At 39.1% G+C, this 26478-nt stretch carries 22 protein-coding genes, 2 tRNA genes and 1 other annotated feature; of the genes, 19 read left to right on the top strand and 5 right to left on the bottom strand.

From position 1 onward, the window contains the following. Positions 1-198 precede the first annotated feature (198 nt). The 4 genes from FPQ10_RS04030 to FPQ10_RS04015 all read left to right on the top strand — a co-directional run bounded on the left by FPQ10_RS04030 (position 199) and on the right by FPQ10_RS04015 (position 2880). Positions 199-618 (top strand): MarR family winged helix-turn-helix transcriptional regulator, encoded by a 420-nt coding sequence (locus FPQ10_RS04030; protein WP_144161052.1) that lies wholly within the window; start codon positions 199-201, stop codon positions 616-618. Between the two features lie 26 nt (positions 619-644). Continuing rightward, positions 645-1463: a glutamate racemase gene (racE, locus tag FPQ10_RS04025; RefSeq protein ID WP_144160665.1), complete on the top strand. Its 819-nt coding sequence runs from the start codon at positions 645-647 to the stop codon at positions 1461-1463. 84 nt (positions 1464-1547) lie between these two features. Beyond that, the gene (gene rph, locus FPQ10_RS04020) at positions 1548-2282 is read left to right on the top strand and encodes a ribonuclease PH (RefSeq protein WP_144160662.1); all 735 of its coding nucleotides are present in this window, start codon (positions 1548-1550) and stop codon (positions 2280-2282) included. Positions 2283-2295: 13 nt separating this feature from the next. Beyond that, positions 2296-2880, top strand: coding sequence for an XTP/dITP diphosphatase (locus FPQ10_RS04015; RefSeq protein WP_144160659.1), 585 nt, complete (start codon positions 2296-2298; stop codon positions 2878-2880). A 98-nt stretch (positions 2881-2978) separates the two neighbouring features. Here the strand turns inward: FPQ10_RS04015 and FPQ10_RS04010 are convergent. Both FPQ10_RS04010 and FPQ10_RS04005 read right to left on the bottom strand, forming a co-directional pair. Continuing rightward, positions 2979-3052 (bottom strand) — tRNA-Arg (locus FPQ10_RS04010). A 20-nt stretch (positions 3053-3072) separates the two neighbouring features. Then, a tRNA-Gly gene (locus FPQ10_RS04005) sits at positions 3073-3146 on the bottom strand. 293 nt (positions 3147-3439) lie between these two features. Between FPQ10_RS04005 and FPQ10_RS04000 the strand changes: the two genes are divergently transcribed. Beyond that, on the top strand, positions 3440-3556 hold the full coding sequence (locus FPQ10_RS04000; RefSeq protein ID WP_144160656.1) for a YjcZ family sporulation protein: 117 nt from the start codon (positions 3440-3442) through the stop codon (positions 3554-3556). Positions 3557-3618: 62 nt separating this feature from the next. Here the strand turns inward: FPQ10_RS04000 and FPQ10_RS03995 are convergent, their stop codons facing one another. Beyond that, complete coding sequence (locus FPQ10_RS03995; RefSeq protein ID WP_222103050.1) at positions 3619-4053, bottom strand: SLAP domain-containing protein; 435 nt, start codon at positions 4051-4053, stop codon at positions 3619-3621. 273 nt (positions 4054-4326) lie between these two features. On the opposite strand from FPQ10_RS03995, the gene FPQ10_RS03990 reads away from it, so the two are divergent. The 7 genes from FPQ10_RS03990 (at position 4327) to yihA (ending at position 13950) form a co-directional block, all read left to right on the top strand. Beyond that, positions 4327-5592, top strand: a complete 1266-nt coding sequence (locus FPQ10_RS03990; protein WP_144160650.1) for a C40 family peptidase — start codon at positions 4327-4329, stop codon at positions 5590-5592. A gap of 126 nt (positions 5593-5718) precedes the next feature. After that, positions 5719-6576: a fructosamine kinase family protein gene (locus FPQ10_RS03985; RefSeq protein ID WP_144160647.1), complete on the top strand. Its 858-nt coding sequence runs from the start codon at positions 5719-5721 to the stop codon at positions 6574-6576. A 117-nt stretch (positions 6577-6693) separates the two neighbouring features. Further along, positions 6694-7680: a hypothetical protein gene (locus tag FPQ10_RS03980; RefSeq protein WP_144160644.1), complete on the top strand. Its 987-nt coding sequence runs from the start codon at positions 6694-6696 to the stop codon at positions 7678-7680. Positions 7681-7816: 136 nt separating this feature from the next. After that, the gene (tig, locus tag FPQ10_RS03975; RefSeq protein ID WP_144160639.1) at positions 7817-9151 is read left to right on the top strand and encodes a trigger factor; all 1335 of its coding nucleotides are present in this window, start codon (positions 7817-7819) and stop codon (positions 9149-9151) included. Between the two features lie 413 nt (positions 9152-9564). Beyond that, positions 9565-10839, top strand: a complete 1275-nt coding sequence (gene clpX / locus FPQ10_RS03970) for an ATP-dependent protease ATP-binding subunit ClpX (RefSeq protein WP_144160636.1) — start codon at positions 9565-9567, stop codon at positions 10837-10839. Positions 10840-11040: 201 nt separating this feature from the next. After that, complete coding sequence (gene lon, locus FPQ10_RS03965; RefSeq protein WP_144160633.1) at positions 11041-13359, top strand: endopeptidase La; 2319 nt, start codon at positions 11041-11043, stop codon at positions 13357-13359. A 6-nt stretch (positions 13360-13365) separates the two neighbouring features. Next, the gene (yihA, locus tag FPQ10_RS03960) at positions 13366-13950 is read left to right on the top strand and encodes a ribosome biogenesis GTP-binding protein YihA/YsxC (RefSeq protein ID WP_144160630.1); all 585 of its coding nucleotides are present in this window, start codon (positions 13366-13368) and stop codon (positions 13948-13950) included. A 1133-nt stretch (positions 13951-15083) separates the two neighbouring features. Here yihA and FPQ10_RS03955 read toward each other — a convergent pair. Then, positions 15084-15563 carry a LiaI-LiaF-like domain-containing protein gene (locus tag FPQ10_RS03955; RefSeq protein ID WP_144160627.1) on the bottom strand — a complete coding sequence of 160 codons (480 nt, stop codon included), beginning with the start codon at positions 15561-15563 and terminating at the stop codon, positions 15084-15086. A gap of 188 nt (positions 15564-15751) precedes the next feature. Between FPQ10_RS03955 and hemA the strand changes: the two genes are divergently transcribed. The 6 genes from hemA (at position 15752) to FPQ10_RS03925 (ending at position 23187) form a co-directional block, all read left to right on the top strand. After that, positions 15752-17116: a glutamyl-tRNA reductase gene (hemA, locus tag FPQ10_RS03950; RefSeq protein ID WP_144160624.1), complete on the top strand. Its 1365-nt coding sequence runs from the start codon at positions 15752-15754 to the stop codon at positions 17114-17116. A gap of 189 nt (positions 17117-17305) precedes the next feature. Beyond that, entirely contained in the window at positions 17306-18238 is a 933-nt protein-coding gene (gene hemC / locus FPQ10_RS03945; RefSeq protein ID WP_144160621.1) for a hydroxymethylbilane synthase, read from the top strand. Further along, entirely contained in the window at positions 18238-19014 is a 777-nt protein-coding gene (locus FPQ10_RS03940) for a uroporphyrinogen-III synthase (protein WP_144160618.1), read from the top strand. The genes hemC and FPQ10_RS03940 overlap by 1 nt, the downstream gene beginning before the upstream one ends. Beyond that, positions 19011-19988, top strand: a complete 978-nt coding sequence (gene hemB / locus FPQ10_RS03935) for a porphobilinogen synthase (RefSeq protein WP_144160615.1) — start codon at positions 19011-19013, stop codon at positions 19986-19988. The genes FPQ10_RS03940 and hemB overlap by 4 nt, the downstream gene beginning before the upstream one ends. Before the next feature lie 14 nt (positions 19989-20002). Then, positions 20003-21292, top strand: coding sequence for a glutamate-1-semialdehyde 2,1-aminomutase (gene hemL, locus FPQ10_RS03930; protein WP_144160612.1), 1290 nt, complete (start codon positions 20003-20005; stop codon positions 21290-21292). 779 nt (positions 21293-22071) lie between these two features. After that, positions 22072-23187 carry a LysM peptidoglycan-binding domain-containing protein gene (locus FPQ10_RS03925; protein WP_186278529.1) on the top strand — a complete coding sequence of 372 codons (1116 nt, stop codon included), beginning with the start codon at positions 22072-22074 and terminating at the stop codon, positions 23185-23187. On the opposite strand, the gene FPQ10_RS03920 is transcribed toward FPQ10_RS03925, so the two are convergent. Next, complete coding sequence (locus tag FPQ10_RS03920) at positions 23184-23372, bottom strand: hypothetical protein (protein ID WP_144160606.1); 189 nt, start codon at positions 23370-23372, stop codon at positions 23184-23186. The genes FPQ10_RS03925 and FPQ10_RS03920 overlap by 4 nt on opposite strands. Positions 23373-23476: 104 nt before the next feature. Beyond that, positions 23477-23700 (top strand) — a binding site (T-box leader). 51 nt (positions 23701-23751) lie between these two features. On the opposite strand from FPQ10_RS03920, the gene FPQ10_RS03915 reads away from it, so the two are divergent. Beyond that, positions 23752-26403 (top strand): valine--tRNA ligase, encoded by a 2652-nt coding sequence (locus FPQ10_RS03915; protein ID WP_144160603.1) that lies wholly within the window; start codon positions 23752-23754, stop codon positions 26401-26403. Positions 26404-26478: the final 75 nt, after the last annotated feature.

The following is a 26478-nucleotide window of genomic DNA, read 5'->3' as shown; positions in this document are numbered from 1 at the left end:
TCTCGATAAAATATACATATAATAATAAAAAATGTTTATTTAACTTGCTAACGAATAACTAATTTAGTCATGTAAATAACTGTTTCTATATATTAGGACTTGAATTTTGGAGAAAAAACACTGAAAATAAGTATATGGAGCAGTCGGACAGGAGGAGATTGTGTGAATTCGACAGAGCACGCTCAAAAAATTTTGGAGATGGAAAAAAGTTTACGATACATATCACACATCGTTAAACAACGTGGAAGAGAGATACTTAATAACTATCCTATTACACCACCACAGTTTATTGCACTTCAATGGTTAAGGGAATTGGGTGATTTAACGATTGGTGAACTCTCCAAAAAAATGTATTTGGCTTTCAGCACAACAACGGACTTAGTCGATCGAATGGAGAAAAATGAATTAATTGTTCGAATTAGGGATCCAAAAGATCGTCGTGTTGTACGAATACATTTATTAGATAAGGGAAGAGACATTATTAATGAAGTGATTCAAAAACGCCAAGATTATTTGTCAGATATTTTACTATCCCATACAACAGACGAATTCGATTGTTTACATGAATCCATGGCTCAATTACACAAAGTCATGGTCGAACATGAACAGCAAAATTAAACCTACACTAGAAAGAGGCAACTAGAATGAATAAACCAATAGGGGTTATTGACTCAGGAATTGGTGGATTGACCGTTTTAACAGAACTACATCGTCAACTGCCAGACGAGCAATTCATATACTTAGGAGATACATTAAGATGTCCGTATGGGACAAAAACGAAAGAACAAGTGATTCAATACACGTGGGAATTGGTCAATTATTTAATCCAGCATGATATTAAGTTATTGGTCATTGCTTGTAATACAGCAACAGCCATCTTGCTGGATGATTTGAAAGAAAAATTATCTATACCTGTTATAGGTGTAGTGAATCCTGGCGCTCGAGCGGCCGTGCAATCGACAAAAACGAATTCGGTTGGAGTCATAGGTACAACGAATACCGTAGAAAGTGGAGCTTATGCGAATTCACTTGAGGTATTGAATCCAGCTATTGAGACTATGAGCATTGCTTGTCCAAAATTTGTGCCAATGATTGAACATGGGAATGTAACTGGAGATCCGGTAAAGAAAATTGTGCAAGAGAGCTTGCAACCGTTTCAAGAAATGACAAACATGGACACGTTGATTCTTGGATGTACACATTATCCGATTATTCAAGATATCATCGAAGAAGTTGTAGGAGACCATGTGACTGTTTTGTCGTCAGCATTAGAAACAGCGACTGAAGTTCGATCCATATTAACTTATTCCAATACCTTACATGAACCGATGAATGAACCAGTCGAACCGATTATTTACACGACAAAAGAGATCCAATCATTTGAGAAGTTAAAGGTAATCCTCGGTCAATTTGCTCATATACACCTAGCAAAAGTTCAATTAAATGAACAAAGAACTTGGTAAGTCGCCAAGTTTTCTTTATGTTCGGATAGATATTGACACATAGTAAAGTGCAGATGGATCGATTTATCATGAGGAGGCTACTAAATGAGAGTTGATGGAAGACAAGCAGATGAATTACGAAATGTTCATATTGAAACCGAGTATATTAAACATCCGGAAGGTTCTGTGTTGATCACGATGGGTGATACGAAGGTCATTTGCAGTGCAAGTGTCGAAAATAAAGTGCCACCGTTTATGCGTGGTGAGGGAAAAGGTTGGGTAACTGCAGAATACGCCATGTTACCTCGTGCGACAGAGAGAAGAAACATCCGTGAATCATCCAAAGGGAAGGTAACAGGACGGACAATGGAAATTCAGCGGCTGATTGGAAGAGCGTTACGTGCAGTCATTGACTTAAATAAGCTTGGAGAACGAACAATTTGGGTAGATTGTGATGTTATCCAAGCTGATGGTGGGACGCGCACAGCTTCCATTACAGGTGCTTTCGTAGCCGTTTCACTTGCGTGCAGCAAGTTACTGAAAGAAAAGGTAATAAAAGAGATGCCAATCCAGCAATATTTAGCAGCCATTTCGGTCGGATTAAGTGATCGTCAAGAACCATTGCTTGATCTCCAATATGTAGAAGATGCTGCCGCTGCTGTTGATATGAACGTGGTCATGACAGAAGCAAATGAGTTTGTTGAATTGCAAGGCACAGGAGAAGAAGCAACGTTCACTCCCGATCAACTGAATGAAATGATTGAGCTTGCACAAAAAGGCGTAAAAGAACTATTTGATATACAAAAAGATGCACTTGGCGAAGATGCAGCGTTGATCTAAAGGAGAATAACCAATGATTATTTATGTAGCGACCACCAATCAAGGTAAATTAGAAGAAATGAAAGAACTCTTAAGTGGACAGGGTATTGAAATCAAAAGTCTAATGGAGCAATTTCCAGAGGCAGAAGATGTAGAAGAAACAGGCACAACTTTTGAAGAGAATGCCATACTAAAAGCAGAAACCTATGCAAAGAAGTATCAAGTACCCGTTTTAGCAGATGATTCTGGTTTAGAAGTGTATGCACTGAACCGTGAGCCAGGTGTTTATTCAGCCAGATACGCCGGTGAAGCGAAGGATGACCAAGCAAATAACGATAAATTACTGAAAAAATTGCAGGATAAAAAAAGCGAAGATCGTGAAGCAGCATTTGTTTGCGTATTAGCATTTGCTCGTCCAGGTGAGACAACATTGACGACAGAAGGAAGAAGTGAAGGAAGGATTTTAACAGAAAGACGTGGTGAACAAGGTTTTGGTTATGACCCTATATTTCAACCAGACGGATATGATCAATCCTATGGTGAATTAGGACCGGATGTCAAAAACAGAATCAGCCATCGAAAGAAAGCATTGGAGAAAATGCTTAACGAATTGAGATAGCTTATTGAATCGGACGAGACAATTTACCTCTCGTTCGATTTTTTATTAATTGGAAACATAAATAAATCCAGCAACCAACCGGTTACTGGATTCTGGTATGTCCCAGGAGCGATTCGAACGCCCGACCCACAGCTTAGAAGGCTGTTGCTCTATCCTACTGAGCTACTGGGACATTTGACTATTGACATAGAATGGAGCGGGTGATGGGAATCGAACCCACGACATCAGCTTGGAAGGCTGAGGTTTTACCACTAAACTACACCCGCACGAGTCGTATTTTAAAAGCTTTTATTTGAACCAAGAAAGACGATTTATCTTTTTCGGACAAGACCTATTATATAAAAGGATAGCCAGCAATGTCAACCAACTAATTAAAAAAATAAATGATTTTATTTAAATTAAAACAAAGCTAGGCTATAAATAAGCGATAGATCGTTAGGTAATTGACACAATGGCTATAAAAAATAACTTCTCTTTGGACCGAATTAGGCCATTCGCTCAAACACATAGCTGTTGTTCTACATAGTGTATGAATAAAGGAGAAAGGGAGGTATTGTTTATGAGTCAAGGATATGGATACGGTGGCGGTTTCGCCTTAATTGTCGTCTTGTTTATTTTATTGATTATTGTTGGAGCGTCTTGGAGTGGCGGCGGTTACGGCGGTTATGGCTACTAAGATTAACCGCTAAGTAAATCATTTTGATTAAGTCCCCTCAATACTGAGGGGGCTTATTCAAATTAAATAGTAGAAATAAATTCAATCTGTAAATCTCGAACATCATCTGCCAGTTCACCAGAATAATTCATTTCACGGAATATAAACGTCCATGGAGAACTTGTTTGCGGCTCAACATACCACTCAGTTGTCGGAAATTGATGTTGTACCGCTTGGAAGTATGGAGAAGAGACGGATAAATGAATATTGGATAAATGAATCGCTTGTTGAGTTCGATTGTGAAAAAGAACGGTTAGCAAGTAGTCTCCGTTATGATTGATTGCCTGTCTTATTGGTATGATTACCTTCTCTTGATCATCCCTCGTTTGTAAAAATGTTTCTTGAATCTGTTGGTCCAACCCAGAATCCACTTGTTTTTTCCAAGCTGGATGGTAGAGTAATTGTTGCAATTCGAAAAACACCCTTCCGTATTGCTTAAGAATACTATCATTGTACAAGATGGAAACCTTCGATAAAAGAATAAAGGCATATGCCAAAAATATTAGGTAACGATCGCTTTGTGATAAAAGAACTACTTGATTGTTTGGTGGATATGTGCAAATCTCCTTCTGTTTTTCCAACAATTAACATTTATATACAAAATACGACTTATCTTTAGACGGATTGAAATGAAACTGTAATATTTGTTTAATAGTGTTGAAATCTATGAATGTTATACTGGGTAAAACACAAAATCTAACAATCTAGCATTTCGAATTGGGAGGTTCACAATGAAACAAAGGTCGTTAATCCGTTCAGTTTGTTTAGCAATTGGCATTACCGGGATACTAGGAATACATACATATGCTGAGACAATCGAAGACTTAGAAAACCGGGAATCGGAGTTGCAAAACGAACGAGCTGATGTACAGCAAAATATTGAAGAAGCCAAAACAGAAGTGAATCAAGTATTAACTGAGTTAGAAGAGTTAAATCAAGAACTTGAACAGCTGAATGAAACCTTAGAAGCGAACCAACGAACAATGGATGAGACGGAGGAAAAAGTAGACCGAACAGAAGATGAAGTCGAACAATTAGAAGAAGAGATTCAGCAAATTGAAAAAGACATTGAAATCCGTCGAGAAATCATTCAAGAACGTCTTGTTTCCTATCATCGAAATGGGGGAGATATTGCATATATCGAGGTCATTTTAGGCTCGAAAAATATGGGACAGTTTATTAGTCGGTCAAATGCAGTAAAAAAAATCATGGACTCTGATAAACAACTCATACTAGAGCAACAAGAAGATAAAGCCACTGTGAAAAAGAAACAAAATAAAGTTCTCAGTAAGTTACAGGAATTACAAGATATGCAGACTGAACTGCGGGGAATGATTACCTTAATTGAAGACCAAAAAGTTGCAGCAAAAGAAAAACGAAAGTCTTTAAAAGACAAGCAGTCTGAATTATTGGCACTTCAGGATGAACTGCAATTACAAGATAGTGAGTTAGCAAGCATGCAACAGCAGGTGAAGAATAAAATAGCTCAAAAGGAATCAGAGCAAAGATCAGAGACTGTTGTATTAGCTTCTCACCAATCATCTGACAATAATGAGGGTTCTTCTGTTGTACAAGCGTCTAAAAGTAAAAGCTCGAAAAAACAGCAGACGAAAAGTGCTCCAAAAGCCAATGGGAATGTTTCAACAGCCATTAATGCAGGATATGCACATCTTGGAACACCTTATCAATGGGGCGGAAAAACAACAGCAGGTTTTGATTGCTCCGGGTTCATTCATTGGGCTTTCAAACAAGCTGGAATCTCAGTTCCGGGCAGTACAGCCGGGTTGAGTTCAGTCGGTACAAAAATTCCGTATAGTCAAGCGCAACCAGGTGATCTCGTTTTCTTTAACACGTATAAAACAAACGGACATATAGGGATTTATTTAGGAAACGGTAAGTTTATCGGCTCTCAAAATTCAACAGGGCTTGCAGTTGCAGATATGACGCATGGTTATTGGAAAAGCAAATTCGCTGGACATGTACGCCGTGTAAGATAATAATAAAGCTTACTGACTTAATGGGTATCAAGGGCTTTCCTTGATACCGTTTTTCTTTTTGTTTTTGAACATTTTTGAAATTCGTATATAATTGAAACAGCAATTCATTGAAAGGATGTTCATAAAATGTGTTTAGTGAACAAACTTTTTGAACAGACTGGTATAGAGGAGGCGATTCAACAGATTCAATCCGTTTCAGGTGGTTCTATTAACGACAGTTATTGGATCCAAACAGCTAGTCAACAATATTTTATGAAAGTACATACAGATTCGCCGCAAGATTTCTTTCATATTGAAAAAACAGGTTTAGATCAGATTAGAAGTACAAAGACAATCCATGTTCCTGAAGTGATCAATTATTCAGATGAACAAGGAGAAGCATACTTGTTGATGGAGTGGGTCGAAGGTAAGCAAACTTCCAAAACAGATGTCATGTTAGGAAGAAACCTTGCATTGATGCATCAACAAACGAATTCAAAACATGGATTCTATTCCGATACATATATTGGTACACTTCCTCAAACAAATGCAATGTGTGCTTCCTGGGTTGATTATTATCGAGATTTCCGGTTGAAAAATCAATTGGAATTAGGTATACAAACAAAAAGGATACATGGTGTTCGTCGAGAAAAACTAGAACGATTAATGGAACGTTTGGATGAGCTACTTCCTAATGATGTGAGTGCTTCATATTTACACGGTGATCTTTGGGGAGGGAACTGGTTAGTGGGTCCGAAAGGTGTCCCATATTTAATCGATCCGTCATTTCTTTATGGACATCGCCTGTTTGAATTAGCCTTCACGGAGTTATTTGGGGGATTCAGTCAGACATTCTACAATGAATATAACGAAGTTTATCCAATTGATTCCTATTACAAAGATATAAAAGAAATATATCAGCTTTACTACCTACTCGTTCACTTGAATTTATTCGGTGAGATGTACGGAGCTTCAGTCGATCGAATCCTCAACCGATATAGTTAGGAGGAAAATTCGTTTGACCATGTGCTCATTTTTTTACATAACTTTTTACTTTAACGTTTCCCCTCTCCATGAAAGGGGTAATGGAATACGAACCAAGAGAAGATTGGATGGGTGATTATGAATGATAGACAAGAGGTTGTAATGTTCCCAGGTTGGAAAAGAGACTTGGAGGAACAAAGTAAACGAGCAATCGAAAATAAAAATTATGAAGAAGCATTACTGTTTATACATAAGTTAGAAAGCTTTAACGCAGCTTCCAATGAAATATTGATTGCAAAAATTATCTCGCTTAGTGAGTTGGGGCAAAACGAACAAGCTATAGGTTTATGCCGCAAATTGATGAAGGAAGATGAATCGAATTATTATCAATACATACATATCTATTTAAATATTTTGTTTCATTCGAATCAATACTCTGAAGTAATGGATACACTTCATCAGCTCGAAAATGATCCAAAATTACCTCCGGAATATAAGGCGCATTTCCAACTGTTGTATGATCAATGTGAGGAATTTCTAACTACAACGGGAGCTGAAGAGAGAGAAAAAGATATGGATCATTTCATTGATTCGTTGGAGAATGGCCACTTTAAAGAGCAATGGAAATTGTTATCTTATCATCGAACATTTGCCGTGCGACCTTACTTAGAGCTTATTAAACCTTACTTTGTTGATACAAAACTAAACCCCGTGATTAAAACAGGTTTGCTTCAATGGTGTATGGATGAAGAAGTTAATGAAAACCTTGAAATAGAGAAGTTTGAAAAATATATGATCGCGAACCCTACGCTTATCGAAGACATATTAGATACGAATTTTGCAACGAAAGTCTTGAGTGAATTAGAAGAAATTGAACAAGAAGATCCAACTATGTTTTCTTTTACGAAACAGATTTTGTATCGCTATCTATACATTTTGTTTCCTTTCACACCAAAATTAGAACAGGCAACAGATGTAGCCGATGCAGTTCTCGGATTGGCAAAGCAATATTTGACGTTAGATGAGCCATCATCCAAGCAACATGAAACTACCAAGGACCAAGAAGAATGGATGGAAACAATCGAGCGCTATGAAAAGGTTTATTTTTCACAAATTGATGATTGAAACCGTTGAATGCCTTGATGTTGAACCGATTAATTTCTATGTTATAATATAATGGTTGCATATGACAGAATCGTGAAATGCATGAAAAAAATCTATTGTTTTTAAAATGAATGAATAGATGTTGGAGGGAATTATAATGTCAGCAAAATGGGAAAAGAAAGAAGGAAATGAAGGCGTTTTGACGGTTGAAGTCGACGAGAAAAAATTCGACTCAGCGTTGGATCAAGCTTTCAAAAAAGTATCTAAAGATGTACAGGTTCCAGGCTTCCGTAAAGGAAAGGTACCTCGTCCAATTTTTGAACAACGTTTCGGTGTTGAATCTTTATATCAAGATGCAGTCGATATCATCCTACCTGAAGCTTACAGTGAAGCAATCGATGAGGTCGAAATTACACCAGTTGATCAGCCTGAAGTGGATATCGAGCAAATTGAAAAAGGGAAGCCATTCATCTTTACAGCTACAGTTACAGTGAAGCCTGAAGTAAAGCTTGGCGAATACAAAGGCCTTGAAGTAGAAGACAAAGAAGCTTCTGTAACAGATGAAGATGTCAACGATGAATTGAAGACTCTTCAAGAGAAACAAGCTGAACTTGTCGTGAAAGAAGAAGGACAAGTTGAAGAAGGCGACACCGTCGTTATCGATTTTGAAGGTTATCTAGATGGCGAAAAATTTGAAGGTGGATCTGCTGAAAACCATTCACTTGAAGTCGGATCCCAAACTTTCATTCCAGGTTTCGAAGAGCAGCTTGTTGGTAAAACTGCTGGAGAAGATACTGAAGTACAAGTAACCTTCCCAGAAGATTATCAAGCTGAAGACCTAGCCGGAAAAGAAGCTACTTTCAAAGTGAAAATTCATGACATCAAGTCCAAAGAAGTACCTGAATTAGATGATGAATTCGCTAAAGATGTTGATGATGACGTTGAGACACTTGATGAATTAAAAGAAAAAACAAAACAGCGTTTAATTGATGAAGAAGAAAACGAAATTGAAAATCAAAAACGTGAAACATTGATTAATCAAGCTTCCGAGAATTCAGAAATCGACATCCCTGAAGCAATGGTTGATAATGAACTCGACCGCATGGTACAAGAGTTCGAACAACGTCTTCAAATGCAAGGTATGACGATGGAAATGTACACGCAGTTCTCTGGTCAAACACAGGATGATCTAAAAGAACAAATGAAAGAAGATGCACAAAAACGTGTACAAACGAGCTTGACGTTAGAAGCAATTGCTGAAACAGAAGAGCTTGAAGCAACTGAAGAAGATGTTGACAAACAACTCGAAGAAATGGCATCTCAATATCAAATGGAAGTTGATCAATTGAGACAAATGCTCGGAGGAAATACAGATGCATTGAAAGGCGATCTGAAATTGCAAAAAGCAATTGATTTCCTTCTTGAGAATGCAAAGCTGGTCGAGCCTAAAGAAGAGACAGAAGAACAGGAAGACGAAGAATCAAATGAATAATTAACACCCAAACGAAAGGGGCACGTAAGTTTCTTTACGTGCCTTGTTTTTTACATAGTGAAAAAACATTTCACACGGAAGTTTAATTATGGCAGTTTTAAGGTAAGCTATACTATAACCTCTGTGATGGCCGGAGAAAAATAATTAAGTTATTTAAATGACGAATTGGCTTTAGCACAAAAGAAGAAACTGACACTTATGAAGCGAAAAGAAGAAATTAGCTTCTTTCTGTTACAGCTTGTGAAAATAAGATGAGTTAAGGAAACATTCGCGTTTTGTTGCATACGAATAGAAGTAAAGTTTATCTTTTGACTATTTTTCTTTGGCAGTACATAATGGGAAATACGGTATTGGCAACATTCAACGTAAGAAGTTTTCAGATAGATAATTAATACTGATTTTGGGGTGAAATAATGTTTAAATTCAGTGAAGAAAAAGGGCAATTAAAGTGTTCGTTTTGTGGGAAAACACAAGATCAAGTAAGAAAGCTTGTAGCTGGACCAGGCGTTTATATATGTGATGAGTGTATCGATTTATGTACTGAAATCGTAGAAGAAGAATTAGGTACTGTTGAAGAAGAAGATTTGAAAGAAATTCCAAAACCAAAAGAAATTTGTGAAATCCTGGATGATTACGTAATCGGTCAGGATAAAGCAAAAAAATCATTATCAGTGGCTGTTTATAACCACTATAAACGGATCAACTCCAACGTTAAAAACGATGATGTAGAGCTTGCAAAGAGTAATATTTTGTTACTCGGACCGACGGGTAGCGGGAAAACATTACTTGCTCAAACGTTGGCGAGAATCTTAAATGTACCTTTCACCATTGCAGATGCTACATCATTGACTGAAGCTGGTTATGTCGGTGAAGATGTTGAGAATATTTTATTAAAATTGATTCAAGCAGCTGATTACGATGTTGAAAAAGCAGAAAAAGGAATCATTTACATTGATGAAATCGATAAGGTTGCACGGAAGTCAGAAAACCCATCGATTACCCGTGATGTTTCCGGTGAAGGTGTACAGCAAGCCTTACTGAAAATTTTAGAAGGCACGACAGCAAGTGTTCCTCCTCAAGGAGGCCGTAAGCATCCACATCAAGAATTTATTCAAATTGATACGACGAACATCTTGTTTATCGTTGGTGGTGCTTTTGACGGTGTCGATCAAATTGTGAAACGTCGTCTTGGTGAGCGTGTTATCGGCTTTGGCACTGAAGCGAAGAAGCCAGAAATGACCGAATCAGAGTTACTTTCCAAAGTCCTTCCTGAAGACTTGCTCCGTTTTGGTTTAATACCGGAATTCATCGGACGTTTGCCAGTCATTGGAAGCTTGGAGCCGCTTGATCAAGATGCATTAGTCGAAATTTTGACTGCACCAAAGAATGCTTTGACGAAGCAGTATGAGAAGCTATTTGATATTGATAACGTCGAGTTGGAAATTGAAGAAGGTGCACTTCGCGCGATTGCCAATGAAGCAATTGAAAGAAAAACAGGTGCACGTGGTCTGAGATCGATTTTAGAAGCACTGATGCTTGATGTGATGTTTGATCTTCCTTCTCGTGATGACATTGAAAAATGTATTATTACAAGGAAGACCGTTGAAGAGAGCAATGGTAAACCAAAACTCGTACTGAAAGACGGATCTGTCGTTGAGCAAGATATGACACCTAGAGAAAGTGCTTAATTTGATAGGATCTTTAGTTGAAAAAGGTACTCTCATCGACATGAGGAGGGTACCTTTTTTAACTGTTTTCAATCGTGAGATGTTAAATCCTTTACGATATGATTTCGTTTGTCGTACATAATATCTATTAGGTATGTATCATAAAAAGATTTAAGTGGTTTTTATTGAAGGAACATCGGGCCACAACTTGGAGGTACAATAATGAAAGAAAATAACGATCAAAAGATACCACTACTCCCTTTAAGAGGAATAATCGTATATCCATCCATGGTTATGCATTTAGATGTAGGCAGAGATAAATCAGTTGCTGCGCTGGAAGATGCGATGGTTGAAGACAGTCAATTTCTTTTGGCGACACAAAAAAATACAGATGCAGATGATCCGTCACCTGAAGATATTTATCAGACAGGGACGATTGCAACGATTAAACAGATGGTCAAGCTACCAAATGGTACTCGACGAATTTTAGTTGAGGGAGTTGAACGTGCAAAAATCCTCTCCTTTAACCAGGTCGAACCGTATTTTCATGTTGACTATACATTACTTGAAGAAGAACATGGAGATCGTGTTGAAGAACAAGCAATGGTTCGGATGTTGATTAATCAGTTTGAAGAATATACGAAGATATCCAAGAAGTTGAATCAAGAAACATTTGATACGGTGAAGGATATTGAAGAGCCGGGTAACTTGGCGGATTTAATCACATCACATCTCCCACTTCGTTTGCACCATAAACAAAATATTTTAGAGTATGTGTATATACCGGACCGGTTAGATTACCTACTTCAACTGATTCATAATGAAAAAGAAGTTCTAACCATGGAAAAAAAGATCGGTCAGCGTGTTCGCAAATCAATGGAACAAACACAAAAAGAATATTATCTTCGTGAACAATTGAAAGCAATTCAAAAAGAATTAGGAGAACAAGACGGCAAAGGTGGAGAAGTTGAGCAACTTCGTCAAAAAATCGAGGAAGCAAATATGCCTGAACGAATTACAGAAGTAGCCAACAAAGAACTGGATCGCTACGAAAAAGTTCCACAAAGCTCTGCAGAAAGTTCTGTTATCCGAAATTATGTGGAATGGTTAGTCAGTTTACCATGGACAGAGGAAACGGAAGATAACATTGATATTCCTAAAGCACAGAAGATTTTGGATGCTGATCACTATGGGTTGGAAAAAGTGAAAGAGCGTGTCCTTGAATATCTGTCCGTCCAAAAATTAACAGATAAACTCAGTGGACCGATTTTATGTCTAGTCGGACCACCAGGTGTTGGTAAAACATCTTTGGCGAAGTCCATTGCCAGATCCATTAACCGAAATTATGTCCGTGCATCACTGGGAGGAGTCCGAGATGAAGCGGAAATTCGTGGTCATCGTAGAACTTATGTTGGTGCGATGCCAGGAAGAATTATTCGTGGAATGAAGAAAGCCGAAACAATCAATCCGGTGTTTTTATTGGATGAAATCGATAAGATGTCCAATGACTTCAGAGGAGATCCTTCTTCAGCCATGCTAGAGGTTCTAGATCCTGAGCAGAATCATTCTTTCAGTGATCACTATATTGAAGAGCCATATGATTTATCTAAAACGATGTTTCTTGCTACAGCCAATCAGCTAGCAACGATTCCTGAACCTCTCCGGGATCGGATGGAGATTATTACAATTGCAGGTTATACGGAAGTAGAAAAATTGCATATTTCCAAGCAGCATCTGATCCCAAAACAAATTGATGAAAATGGTCTGACAAAAAGCCAAGTCCAATTTCGAGATGAAGCGATTTTAAAATTAATTCGCCAGTACACACGCGAAGCAGGGGTACGTGGCTTAGAAAGACAATTTGCTTCGCTTTGCCGAAAAGCTGCCAAACAAATTGTTTCCGGTGAAAAGAAACGTGTCGTTGTGACGGAGAATCAACTGGAAGAATTTTTAGGTAAACCACGTTTCCGGTATGGTCAGCGTGAAGAAGAACACCAGATTGGCGCGGCAACTGGGTTAGCTTACACACAGTTTGGTGGAGACACATTATCGATTGAAGTGTCTCTTGCTAAAGGTACAGGGAAGTTAACGTTAACCGGTAAACTTGGTGATGTCATGAAAGAATCGGCTCAAGCAGCTCTCAGCTACGTTCGTGCCAAAGCAGAAGAATTTGAGTTGGAAAATGATTTTTATGAAAAATATGATATTCATATCCATGTTCCAGAAGGCGCTACACCTAAAGATGGTCCGTCTGCGGGCATTACAATCGCTACCGCACTCGTTTCAGCGTTTACAAACCGTCCAGTTCGGAAAGAGGTCGGAATGACGGGTGAAATTACATTGCGTGGTCGAGTACTGCCGATTGGTGGATTGAAGGAAAAATCACTCAGTGCCCATCGAGCAGGATTGACGACAATCTTGATTCCTCAAGAAAATGAAAAAGATCTTGAAGATATTCCAGAAAGTATTCGGGATGACTTAACATTTATCACTGTTTCACACTTGGATGAAGTGTTGGAGCACGCCCTTTTAAAGGAGTAAAGTCGCATGAAAATAAATCAAGCAGAATTAATCATTAGCGCGGTTAGCGCAAAACAATACCCAGAAGGAGGCTTGCCAGAAATTGCTCTGGCTGGCCGATCCAATGTGGGCAAATCGTCTTTTATCAATAAAATGATTAACCGCAAAGCGTTAGCCCGCACATCTTCGAAGCCAGGAAAAACACAAACATTGAATTTTTATCAGTTGAATGAAGCATTTTTCTTTGTCGATGTACCCGGTTATGGCTATGCAAAGGTTTCAAAAAAAGAAAGAGAAGCTTGGGGAAAAATGATGGAGGAATACTTTGTGACACGTGAATCACTCAAAGCTACCGTCCTTCTGATTGACTCCAGACACGAACCAACAAAAGACGATCAAGTTATGTATGATTTTCTCAAGCACTATGAAATTCCAGTTATCGTTGTAGCTACAAAAATTGATAAACTATCGAAGTCGAAAAAAGCTAAACATTTAAAAGCAGTTAAAGACGTGCTCGAAATGGAGTCGGAAGATCATTTGGTCGGATTCTCCGCTGAAACTGCTGAAGGCAAAGAAGAAGCCTGGAGATATGTAACATCTTATATTCAATAATATAATGAAATGGTAACCCGAACTAAGATTTAATTAGGAAATCTTAGTTCGGGTTTATTCATGATGTTTGATTTAGATGAGATTTTCAAACCGGCTCTAAAATATTTGTTGGAGTAAATATACAACTTAGTGTAGGTTTCGATGATGGCCGTTGGTGTCAGGCGATCCGCTTACGTCGGGTGCTTGCACCCAAAGGGCATAAGGCGACATCTGCGACAAATCGCAGTGTCTTCTATACCGCCGGGCACGGCTCGAGCCTCCTCGGCCGAGAAGCGTGGCCTGCGGGGTCTCGAGACTCGCGCTTTTCCCGCGGCCGTATATGCGACCATCTTTTGAAAATATGCCCCCTATATGTCGCAATATGTACCCGGTTTCTACACATATGCGCCCGATCAGTCGAGATTTGAGACCGCGGACAGATTATATGCGCCCACTTTTTATTTATATGTGCCCAATCAGATCCCGGTGGAACCGTTCTGGATGATGTAGGTATATGCGCCCAATCCCAGGAAATATGGGCCTATCCTGGCGTGTTATGCCCCCGTTTTCTACATATATGCGCCCGATCAGTCGAGATTTGAGCCCGCGAGCAGGATATATGCTCCCACTTTTTATATTTATGTGCCCAATCAGATCCCAGTGGAACCAATCTGGATGATGTAGGTATATGCGCCCAACCTCAGGAAATATGGGCCTATCCTGGCGTGTTATGCCCTCGTTTTCTACATATATGCGACCCAGGCGTCACCGCCGACGCTCCTCGCCTGACACCAACTAAGTGTTAGATGAGACAAAAAACACGCAAGCTCCTTATTTGTTATCCTTGTTTTATACCACAAAAACAAAAAAAGAAAGGAACTGCGTGCATATGCATCATAAGATGACCTTACCAGGATTGAAAATCTTTCGCGTGACTGAAACACGAGAAGAGAATGGCTATTATCACATCCATGTCTAACTTGTAAAAATTAACTCAAAAGGTTCATGATTATTGCTGGCAAAAAATCAAACATAATCGGGTATTTAACTGTTCTAATGTCTCTGTTCCGGATTAAATTTTATCAAAGCAATCTTGCTGCGAATGACATTAGCATTCTGTACATATAATCCTCTAAACCAGATTCATCTCGACACTATTTTTTGAATAAAAAGAAGGCGCCAAGACCGATCAACAAGAAGGGCCAAAATTGTTCAATTTGCATAAAGAGGTAGTCAACCCAACCAAACCATTTCGGTAGCGTGATGGAAGAAATGCCGATTAGTGAAATGATTACCAATATAAGGCCAATCATAACCCCTTGATTTGTTTTGTGTGCGCGGAGTAAGAATGAAAAACCAACAATCAACGTATACATACCCCAGTGATCAATCCAATTATGCCAATGGTGTAAGGCATGAAAATGGATGCCGAGACCAGTAAGAATACCTCCCGGCAAAATGGATTCCGGTTGTTTATTTAAATATCCTTGTGCTAAAAAAGCCATTCCCAAAATGATTAAAATGGTAGGCCATGTATCAAAACGGGAAAGAATTGGTATAGAATACTGTTGTAAAACAAAAAATAGTCCAAATCCGATTAATAAGACTCCGATAAATGTTTTGGATTGTTTCAAAAAACCACTCCCTAAACGGTTTTCTTGCTGTAACTTATCGGTTATGATAGGCTACTATATGGAATTAAAATCATTCTAATATAATATAAGTTTCATAATTCGTTCAAAGTAGTTAGCAAGTGAGCGATACTTTGTTTGTTATACTGAATTCATAGATGATTGTACGATAAATGAGGGGTGAAAGAAAGATGCATTTTATTGTATTGAGCGTCAACTACCGAACAGCCCCGGTTGAAATCCGTGAAAAACTGGCTTTTTCAGATGAACATTTAAGTGAAACAATGCTCGAGTTAAACCAAGAAAAGAGTATTCTTGAGAACGTAATTGTTTCCACCTGTAATCGAACAGAGTTATACGTCGTAGCGGATCAATTACACACAGGGCGTTATTATGTAAAACGGTTCTTAGCTAACCAATTCTCATTAGAACTCGATTATGTTAAAAAATATATTGAAATTAAAGAAGAGACCGATGCAGTACGTCATTTGATGAAGGTGACAGCAGGACTCGATTCGATGGTCTTAGGAGAAACACAAATTCTCGGGCAAGTTCGAAAAGCTTTTCAGGTTGCTCAAGAAGTTGAGTCTTCAGGTTTGATCTTCAATCAACTATTCAAACAAGCAGTTACGGTAGCGAAGCGAGCTCATCGCGAAACAGCGATCGGTGAAAATGCTGTTTCCATTAGTTACGCCGCAGTAGAATTAGGAAAACAAATTTTTAGTGACCTAAAAGAACAGCATGTTGCCATATTAGGTGCAGGAAAAATGGGCGAGCTCGCAGTAAAGAATCTACATGGTTCTGGGATTCAACAAATTACCGTTATTAATAGAACTTATGAAAAGGCGAAAGAAGTCGCTGATAAGTTTGAAGGCTTTTCTAAGTCTATGGACGAACTTGATGATGTCCTGCAAGAAGCGGATATTCTTATTACATCCGCATCGACGGATTCCTTTATTATTACGCGAGAACAGTTAGCACCATTAGTTAGTCGTCGAAATGGAAAGCCATTATTCTTAATAGACATTTCCGTACCACGAAACATCGATCCATCTGTAAGTGATTTGGACGGTGTGATTGTTTATGACATCGACGATCTTCGAGGAGTCATTAATAAAAACCTGGAAGAGAGACAGAGAGCTGCGAATGCAATTGAACAAATGATTGATACAGAGTTGGATGAATTCAACGAATGGATTCAAACACTAGGCGTCGTTCCGGTGATTTCAGCATTGCGCAATAAAGCTCTTTCCATTCAGGAGACGACCATGGCATCTATTGAACGGAAGATGCCTGACTTAACCGATCGAGAAAGAAAAGTATTGAATAAGCATACGAAAAGTATCATCAATCAAATGTTGAAAGAGCCTATTCTTCAAGCGAAAGAAATGGCTGGCGACGAAGAAGCCGAAGAGATGCTGAAATTATTTGTTAAGATCTTCGGGATCGAAGAAGAGGTCCAAGAAGAATTGGAATTCCAAAATAATAAACATCATAGTCATAAAACAGTTAGTCAATCCCTACCGATTGCTGGCTTGATCAAAGCAATTCAATAAATCTAATGATATGTTTAGCGAATATAGACTAACGATGACAAAACAACCAGGAGGCAGTCTTAGTCTTCTGGTTGTTTTATCTATGCAAGCGTAAAGAATGCCAAGAGAACAAACATGGGATTATCTTTTACAAATAGATATAACTTTATTACTATTAATGATAGATAGTAATTCTAGGAGGAGTTTGACATGCGAAATATTGTCGTTGGTACAAGAAGAAGTAATCTAGCCCTCACTCAAACGGAATGGGTTATTAATGAATTGAAGAAAAAGACAAATGACTATACATTCGAAGTAAAGAAGATTGTGACTACAGGAGACCGTATTCAAAGCGTAACGCTTTCTAAAGTCGGTGGAAAAGGTCTTTTCGTAAAAGAAATCGAAAAAGCAATGTACGACCATGAGATTGATTTGGCTGTACATAGTATGAAAGATATTCCATCTGAGATGCCAGAAGGTTTGACGATTGGATGTATTCCTGAGCGTGAAGACCACCGGGATGCGTATATTGCAAAAGACCATGTGAAGCTAGATGACCTACCAGAAGGGGCAATTATCGGAACGAGTAGTTTACGACGAGGTGCACAATTACTTGCCTATCGACCTGACTTAGAAATTAAGTGGATTAGAGGGAACATTGAAACACGCCTCCGTAAGTTGGAAGAAGAAGATTACGATGCCATTCTGTTGGCTGCGGCTGGACTGAAACGCGTCGGCTGGGACCCTAGCATTGTCACTGAATTTTTAGAATCAGATGTCTGCTTACCGGCTATTGGTCAAGGTGCCCTAGCGTTAGAATGTCGTGAAGATGACACTGAACTACTTGAACTGATCCAGCAAATTAATGACGAATATACTGAAAAAACAGTGAAGGCAGAACGTAAGCTACTCAATATGCTGGAAGGTAGTTGCCAGGTTCCAATTGCAGGATATGCAACGCTTGAAGACGATGAAATTGAGATCCGTGGGTTAGTCGCTTCCTCTGATGGCAAAACGGTCATTCAATCAACAAGAAGAGCGAAAGATCCAATTGAAGCAGGTCGACTAGTTGCTGAAGACTTAATCGAGCAAGGTGCTGAGAAATTAGTTGCGGAAGCAAAAGCGGAAATGGATGAATCCTAATGAGTGCAACACCCAGAGAAGTACGGGTTTTTCTATCCAGACACTCCTCACAGGCAGAAAAATTCACCGAACCGTTGAAAGATGCACCGTGTGATGTTTCCTGTGTACCTGTGATTGAAACGGAGATCTGGAAGAGAGAAGAAAATGTACAGTTTTTAAAGCGTTTCAATGAATTTGATTGGCTTTTCTTTACGAGCGCAAAAGGTGTCCGGTTTTTTTATGAAACAATCGCCTGGTTAGGTTATGACATGATCGATTTGTCTAATAAAAAAATAGCTGCAGTCGGTACAGGTACTGCAGCTGAAATTGAAAAAAAAGGCCTAACTGTTCACTTCATACCGAGTACATTCGATGCTGAACATATGGGAGAAGAATTTCTCGAAATTGACAGACCTAAAAATGTATTATTAATAAAAGGGGAATTGTCGAAAACAACGATTGATGAAAAGTTTGAACGGCAACAACTTTCTTTTGAGAATATGTATGTTTATCGAACGGTGATCAATTTCTCAGCACAGGAGCAATTAAACCAGCTATATAAAGAGCGGCCGTTTGATTACTATGTTTTCACTTCACCATCATCTATTCATGCCTTTTTTACATTATTAGATCAGACGCCAGGAGAAATATACGAAAAGCCATGTTTTTGCATCGGTGCAACTACCCAAGAAGAGGCACTTCAGACAGGTTTTACAAAAACGTATGTACCAGAAGAGTATACACTTCACGGGTTGGCCGACCGTGTGAAGCAAGTGCTTGAGGAGGAATTAAAATGAGTAATACATTTGACCGGCATAGACGGCTAAGAAGAACACCCGCTATGCGTGATTTAGTAAGAGAGACACAATTGCATAAAGAAGATCTTATTTATCCGTTGTTTGTTTTGGAAGAGAACGGACAACGAAATGAAGTATCATCCATGCCAGGAGTGTATCAAGTTTCACTGGATCGGTTAGCAGAAGAATTGAAAGAGATTAACGCGCTAGGAATCCAAGCTGTGCTTTTGTTTGGCATACCCAAAGAGAAGGATGAAGTTGGTTCACAGGCATATGACAGTGAAGGGATCATCCAGCAAGCAACCCGTTTAATCAAAAAAGAATACCCTGAAATGCTCGTCGTTGCGGATACTTGCTTGTGTGAATATACTTCACATGGACATTGCGGTGTCATTCACGATGAATATGTCGACAATGATGCCTCTCTACCATTACATGTACAGACTGCTGTATCTCAAGCTGAAGCAGGTGCTGACATTATTGCCCCGTCAAACATGATGGATGGTTTCGTTAAAGAAATTCGGAAAGGATTAGACGAAGCAGGATTTGAAAACATTCCGATTATGTCTTATGCAGTAAAATATGCTTCTGCTTTTTACGGTCCGTTTCGCGATGCGGCCGATAGTACACCACAATTCGGCGATCGGAAAACGTATCAAATGGACCCGGCTAACCGCATTGAAGCATTGCGTGAAGCAGATTCGGATGTTGAGGAAGGGGCAGATTTTCTCATCGTCAAACCGGCACTTAGTTACCTTGACATTGTCAGAGAGGTAAGAGATCGGTATACATTGCCTGTTGTAGCTTATAATGTGAGTGGTGAATATTCATTGATCAAAGCAGCGGCACAAAATGGCTGGGTCGACGAAAAAGCCATTGTTATGGAAAAGATAACTTCCATGAAGCGGGCAGGTGCTGATTTGATTATCACTTATTTTGCAAAAGATGTCGCAAAATGGTTAAGTGAATCCTAAGGAGGTCTTTCAATATGAATCGTTATGAAAAATCCCAGAAATTATTTGAAGAAGCAAAAGATTTATTACCAGGGGGAGTCAACTCTCCGGTTCGTTCGTTCAAATCAGTCGATATGACACCTATTTATACGGAAAAAGGTAAGGGTTCGCGCATATTTGATGTGGATGGTAATGAGTATATTGATTATGTGCTCAGTTGGGGACCTTTAATTGTTGGACACGCTCACGATGCGGTTGTCTCCAAGTTAAAAGAAGTGATGGAAAAAGGAACGAGTTTCGGTACAAACGTCGAGTATGAAAATGAACTGGCGAAGATTGTGATCGATCGTGTACCTTCTATCGAAAAAGTCCGGATGGTTAACTCGGGTACAGAAGCTACAATGAGTGCACTTCGTTTAGCTCGGGGATATACAGGAAGAGATAAAATTTTAAAATTCGAAGGGAACTACCACGGTCACGGTGACTCGCTTTTAATCAAGGCTGGTTCCGGCGTCGCGACGTTAGGATTGCCGGATAGTCCCGGAGTACCTAAGTCAATTGCTCAAAATACCATTACTGTTCCATATAACGATATGGAAAGTGTGCGCTATGTTTTTGAACAATACGGCGATGAATTAGCAGCAGTCATTGTTGAACCGGTCTCTGGAAATATGGGTGTTGTACCACCAGTTAATGATTTCTTACAAAACTTACGCAAAATTACCGAAGATCACGGAACATTACTCATTTTTGATGAGGTCATGACAGGTTTCCGTGTTGGTTATAACTGTGCGCAAGGTCATTTCGGTGTCACACCAGATTTAACATGTCTCGGAAAAGTTATTGGTGGCGGACTTCCTGTAGGTGCCTACGGCGGTAAAAAAGAAATTATGCAACGAATCGCTCCAGAAGGCGATATTTATCAAGCAGGCACATTATCCGGTAACCCACTTGCTATGGCAGCAGGTATTGCAACCTTAAATCAATTGACAGAAGAGTCATATGATGCGATTAATGAAAAAGCCGACCGCCTTGTTGAAGGACTTCAGGAAGCGGCTAAAGAATATGGTGTTCCATTACAAGTAAACCGTGCAGGCTCTATGCTTGGCTTCTTCTTTACTGATGAAGAAGTGATCAATTTCGAAAAAGCACAAACGTCTGATCTCAAATGGTTTGCTACGTATTATCGTTTAATGGCAGAGCAAGGAATTTTCCTTCCACCTTCACAGTTCGAGGGAATGTTCCTATCGACTGAACATACAATGGATGAAATTGAGCAGACCATTGAAGCTGCACGTAATGCATTTAAAAAATACAATAAGTAAGTAATGAAAGACCGAACGATTTGGATAAATCAATCGTTCGGTTTTCTTTATTTTACTGACACTTCGTAACACTTTGCCTCGACCCACAGAACATAAGAAGACAACTGCGACCATAATAAAGTTTTCTATGGCTCGAGATGTGTGTTTGTTGATCCATTATGAAATTATATGACATTGGTGTCTGACAATTAATAGGCTAGCTCCAATTTGGCAGATCCAACATCAACAGTCATCAGCCGCACTTCAGCAGTGAGGATCGAAACATCAGCAGTCATCAGCCAGACTTCAGCAGTGAAGAGCGAAACATCAGCAGTTATCAGCCGGACTTCAGCAGTGAAGAGCGAAACATCAGCAGTTATCAGCCGGACTTCAGCAGTGAAGAGCGAAACTTAAGCAGTTATCAGCCGCACTTCAGCAGTGAAGAGCAAAACTTCAGCAGTTATCAGCCGGACTTCAGCAGATAAGAACAAAACTTCAGCAGTCAGACTCAACCATCAATAGTCGTCCGTTGCATTTGCATTCACTTGACTGCAAACGTCTGCATGTTTTGATTCCATCTTCGACAATGTTAATAAAACATTCCTCTTAGCATCAAAAAGATCAATTAATCCCTTTTTCTAATCCAGAACATAACTGAAAATTACTCTCGAAGTCGCTTTCTTTCATGAAGTTTTCATTTTATCGAATATGAATCATATAGATTAGAGAAAGGTTCTGTTTTCTTTGATGCGAATATCAAATCACTCAGGATTTGAAAAAAGGATATAGGGAGGATGCTTATGACCAACAATAAGGAACCATATGCATTTAAAATTTATGAAAAAATTAATTTTCGACAAGGAGAAGAGGTGGATGACCTTTACAGTATCTCAATCGATCCCGAGGTAGATGTCATCCAAGAATCGAATTATATTCAGTTAAGAGGAGTACTGATTGTTTCGGGGGATTATCAAACTATGCCAAAAAAAGAACCCCTGTACATTGTTGATGATGAAGAGGAGAATGTTGTACAGCAAGTACGAACGTTGGACAATGGATTTATGACTTTTCAGTATCCAATTCCAGTGGATATTACGGTTCCGACAGATCGTGTGCAAACGGATCATCGTGTTGAAGTAAAGGTAGATTTTTTTGATTATGAACTTCCGGAACCTCATACACTAAATATTCAATCAAGCATTCGAATCGATGGGATCTCCGAACGGGAAGCAGAAGATACCTATCCTGAACAATCAGCACCATCTGATTTTGAATTAAAAGAGTTCCCAACCTTTCAAGATCAACAAGAAGATTCCAACCAATCTGATGAGCAGGAAGTAAATGCGGAAGCAGAACAAACGGCAGAACAAGAAACAGCCCAACCGGCAGAAGAGCCATTTGAAGAAGTCGCCAATACAACGGATTCTGAAGAAGAACAAAAAGGAAGAGAATTTTTCAAAAAAGATAAGTCACAAACATTAGCTGAGTTCTTCAATAAAAAGAAATCCAATGAAGATGAATTAGAAGAAAAACATGAAGAAAAAACAGAGGCTAAGAAAACTGACACAGACTTGTACAAAAAAGAACATGCGGAATCGACTGAAGTAGATCACGAGGACACTGACTTTGATGATTATGAAGTGAGCGCTGCTGACCCAGAAACAGAAGAAACTGAAGTAGGTCAGAAAAAAGAAGCCAGTGGGTTAAGTTATTTGTCCAAATTCTTTCGAAACGACGAGCCTACATCTTCACAATTGACAGTTCGTTTTGTTCAAAAAAATGAAACATTGGAATCAATAGCTGAATTTTATAACTTACCTTCTTCGAAACTGGAACGAGTGAACAATTTAGATGATTCTACTGCGCTTGAGGAAGGCGATGTTATTTATGTTCCGAAAACAGCAAAAAAGAGTTAAATCCATTTGGACCGAAACATAATGAAGATTCCTATAAAAATAATGCACAAAAACATATCCAATGTCGTAGGTAAAAACAGTGTACGTAAAACCTGATAGCAGACGACTGGGAGAATAGAGTATTCCACAACGATAATGACTCGGCGAAACCCATGAGGGAACCGGTAGCGATGATATTTACCCACTCGGATGACCTCCTTTTGTATAGAATATGAAAAATGCGGTAACACTGTGTATTAATTCATTGATTTTGATGCATTCGTTGTTTATAATAATGATAATCGAATAAACGTAAATGCCGTAGGAGAAGAGTACAGGTTGAACACCGACAGAGAGGGAAACAATTGCTGAAAGTTTCCTCGGATTGAAAACTTGGAAGGTCGCTCTGAATTGGCAGCTTCTTTGAAATGATAGTAGAAGAAGACGGGAAAACCGTTAACAGGTGAGATGCACAGTGTAATTATGCTGTGAACAAAGGTGGTACCGCGAAATTTAAATCTTTTCGTCCTTTTTATAAGGATGGAAAGATTTTTTTATTTTCATAATAAAAAAGGAGGAAATGAAATGGGTGAACAAAGAGAAACCTCAATGGCGCCAAAATACCATCCGGAAGAGGTAGAGAAAGGCCGCTACCAATTTTGGATGGAAGGAAAGTTTTTTGAAGCGGAAGAAAATGATCAAAAAGAACCGTATACAATTGTCATTCCACCGCCAAACGTTACGGGAAGACTGCACTTAGGTCATGCGTGGGATACGACATTGCAAGACATTTTGACACGCTATAAGCGCATGCAAGGATATGACGTTTTATGGTTGCCTGGCATGGATCACGCAGGAATAGCAACTCAAGCAAAAGTCGAAGCCAAGTTAAAAGAAGAAGGCAAAAGCAGATATGATCTTGGACGAGAAAAATTTCTTGAGCAAGCCTGGGATTGGAAAGAAGAGTATGCGAGCTTTATCCGAAGCCAATGGGAAAAACTTGGATTAGGTCTGGATTACTCAAAAGAACGATTCACACTTGATGAAGGTCTATCCAATGCTGTCAAAGAAGTTTTCGTATCCCTTTATGAACAAGGACTGATTTATCGGGGACAATATATTATTAATTGGGATCCAAGTACAAAAACAGCTTTGTCTGATATCGAAGTGATTCACCAAGAGGTCAAAGGTGCATTCTATCACATGAGATATCCACTAAAGGATGAAGATGGATTTATTGAAATCGCGACAACTCGGCCAGAGACGATGCTTGGCGATACAGCGGTCGCTGTTCATCCAGAGGACGACCGGTATAACCATCTAATTGGTAAAAAAGTAATTCTACCAATTGTTGGCCGAGAAATTGAGATTATTGGTGATGATTATGTCGATATGGAATTCGGTTCTGGGGCGGTAAAAATTACACCCGCACACGATCCGAATGACTTTGAAATTGGAAACCGTCATAACCTTGAAAGAGTCTTGGTTATGGATGAGGGTGGCCAGATGAATAAAAACGCGGGCAAGTATGAAGGCATGGATCGTTTCGAATGCCGAAAACAGCTCGTAAAAGATCTACAAGAGGAAGGTGTTCTTTTTCATATTGAAGAACATATGCACTCTGTAGGACATTCCGAACGTAGCGGAGCTGTCGTTGAACCTTATTTATCAACTCAATGGTTCGTCAAAATGGGTCCACTTGCTGAGGAAGCAATCAAATTACAACAGACTGAGGATAAAGTCAATTTTGTCCCAGAACGTTTTGAACAAACGTATCTCCATTGGATGGAAAACATCCGCGATTGGTGTATCTCGCGTCAATTATGGTGGGGACATCGAATTCCAGCTTGGTACCATAAAGAAACAGGTGAGTTATATGTCGGTCGAGAAGCTCCAAAAGATCTAGAGAATTGGGAACAAGATGACGATGTCTTGGATACATGGTTCTCCTCTGCTTTATGGCCTTTCTCAACGATGGGCTGGCCAGATGAATCCAGTGAAGATTACAACCGGTATTTCCCAACGAGTGCACTTGTGACAGGTTATGACATCATCTTTTTCTGGGTATCCCGAATGATTTTCCAATCTAAGCATTTTACGGACCGTCGACCGTTTAAAGATGTGTTGATTCATGGATTAGTTCGTGATGCAGAAGGTAGAAAAATGAGTAAATCACTAGGAAATGGTGTCGATCCGATGGATGTCATTGAAAAGTATGGTGCTGATTCATTACGCTACTTTTTATCGACAGGTTCTTCACCAGGACAGGACTTGCGTTTCCACTGGGAAAAAGTTGAGTCGACTTGGAACTTTGCCAATAAAATTTGGAATGCTTCAAGATTCGTTATTATGAATTTAGAAGATTTCGCTTATGAGGATCTTGATCTTTCGGGCGAAAAATCAGTTGCCGACAAATGGATCTTGACTCGATTGAATGAGACAATCGAACAGGTAACAAGAAATATCGATAAATATGACTTTGGTGAAGCGGGAAGATATCTATATAACTTTATTTGGGACGATTTTTGTGATTGGTATATAGAGATGGCGAAGCTTCCGTTGTATGGTGAGGATGAGAAACAAAAACGTACGACTAAATCTGTCCTCATTCATGCATTGGATTCAATCATGAAATTACTTCATCCATTTATGCCATTCATCACAGAAGAAATTTGGCAGCACATCCCACATAAAGGAAAATCCATTACCGTAGCAGCATGGCCACAAGTGAATGAAGCATACACTGACCAAGAAAGCGCCAAACGGATGGAACGACTTGTTGCAATCATCCGTGCTGTCAGAAATATTCGAGCAGAGGTCAATACACCGATGTCGAAAGAGATTCGTATCCTAGTTAAAGCGAGTGACGAATCAATCGTGAATGAGCTGGAAGACAATCGTCATTATTTAGAGAAATTCTGTAATCCTGAAGACTTACAGATTAGTACAACCATTCAAGCACCAGAACAGTCCAAAACAGCAGTCGTCAGCGGTGCTGAGCTATTCTTCCCTCTTGAAGGTTTAGTGAATTTAGAAGAAGAATTAAGTCGATTACAAAAAGAACTTAACAAATGGCAATCTGAAGTAGAATTGGTTCAGAAAAAATTATCAAATGAAAAATTCGTTCAAAAAGCCCCTGAAAAGCTTGTGCAACAAGAAAGAGACAAAGAAAAAGATTACTTGGAAAAACGCAAGCTTGTGGAAGAACGTATTCAAGAACTCGAAGAACTCAAATAATTTTTGTTATAACATAAACTGTCTGACACAATGTAGGCAGTTTATGTTATTTTAAATACATAAAAATAAAAGGAT

It is taken from the genome of Allobacillus sp. SKP2-8, assembly GCF_007559355.1.
Taxonomy (GTDB): Bacteria; Bacillota; Bacilli; order Bacillales; family Alkalibacillaceae; genus Allobacillus; species Allobacillus halotolerans.
This window is presented reverse-complemented; position numbering and strand designations above follow the sequence as displayed.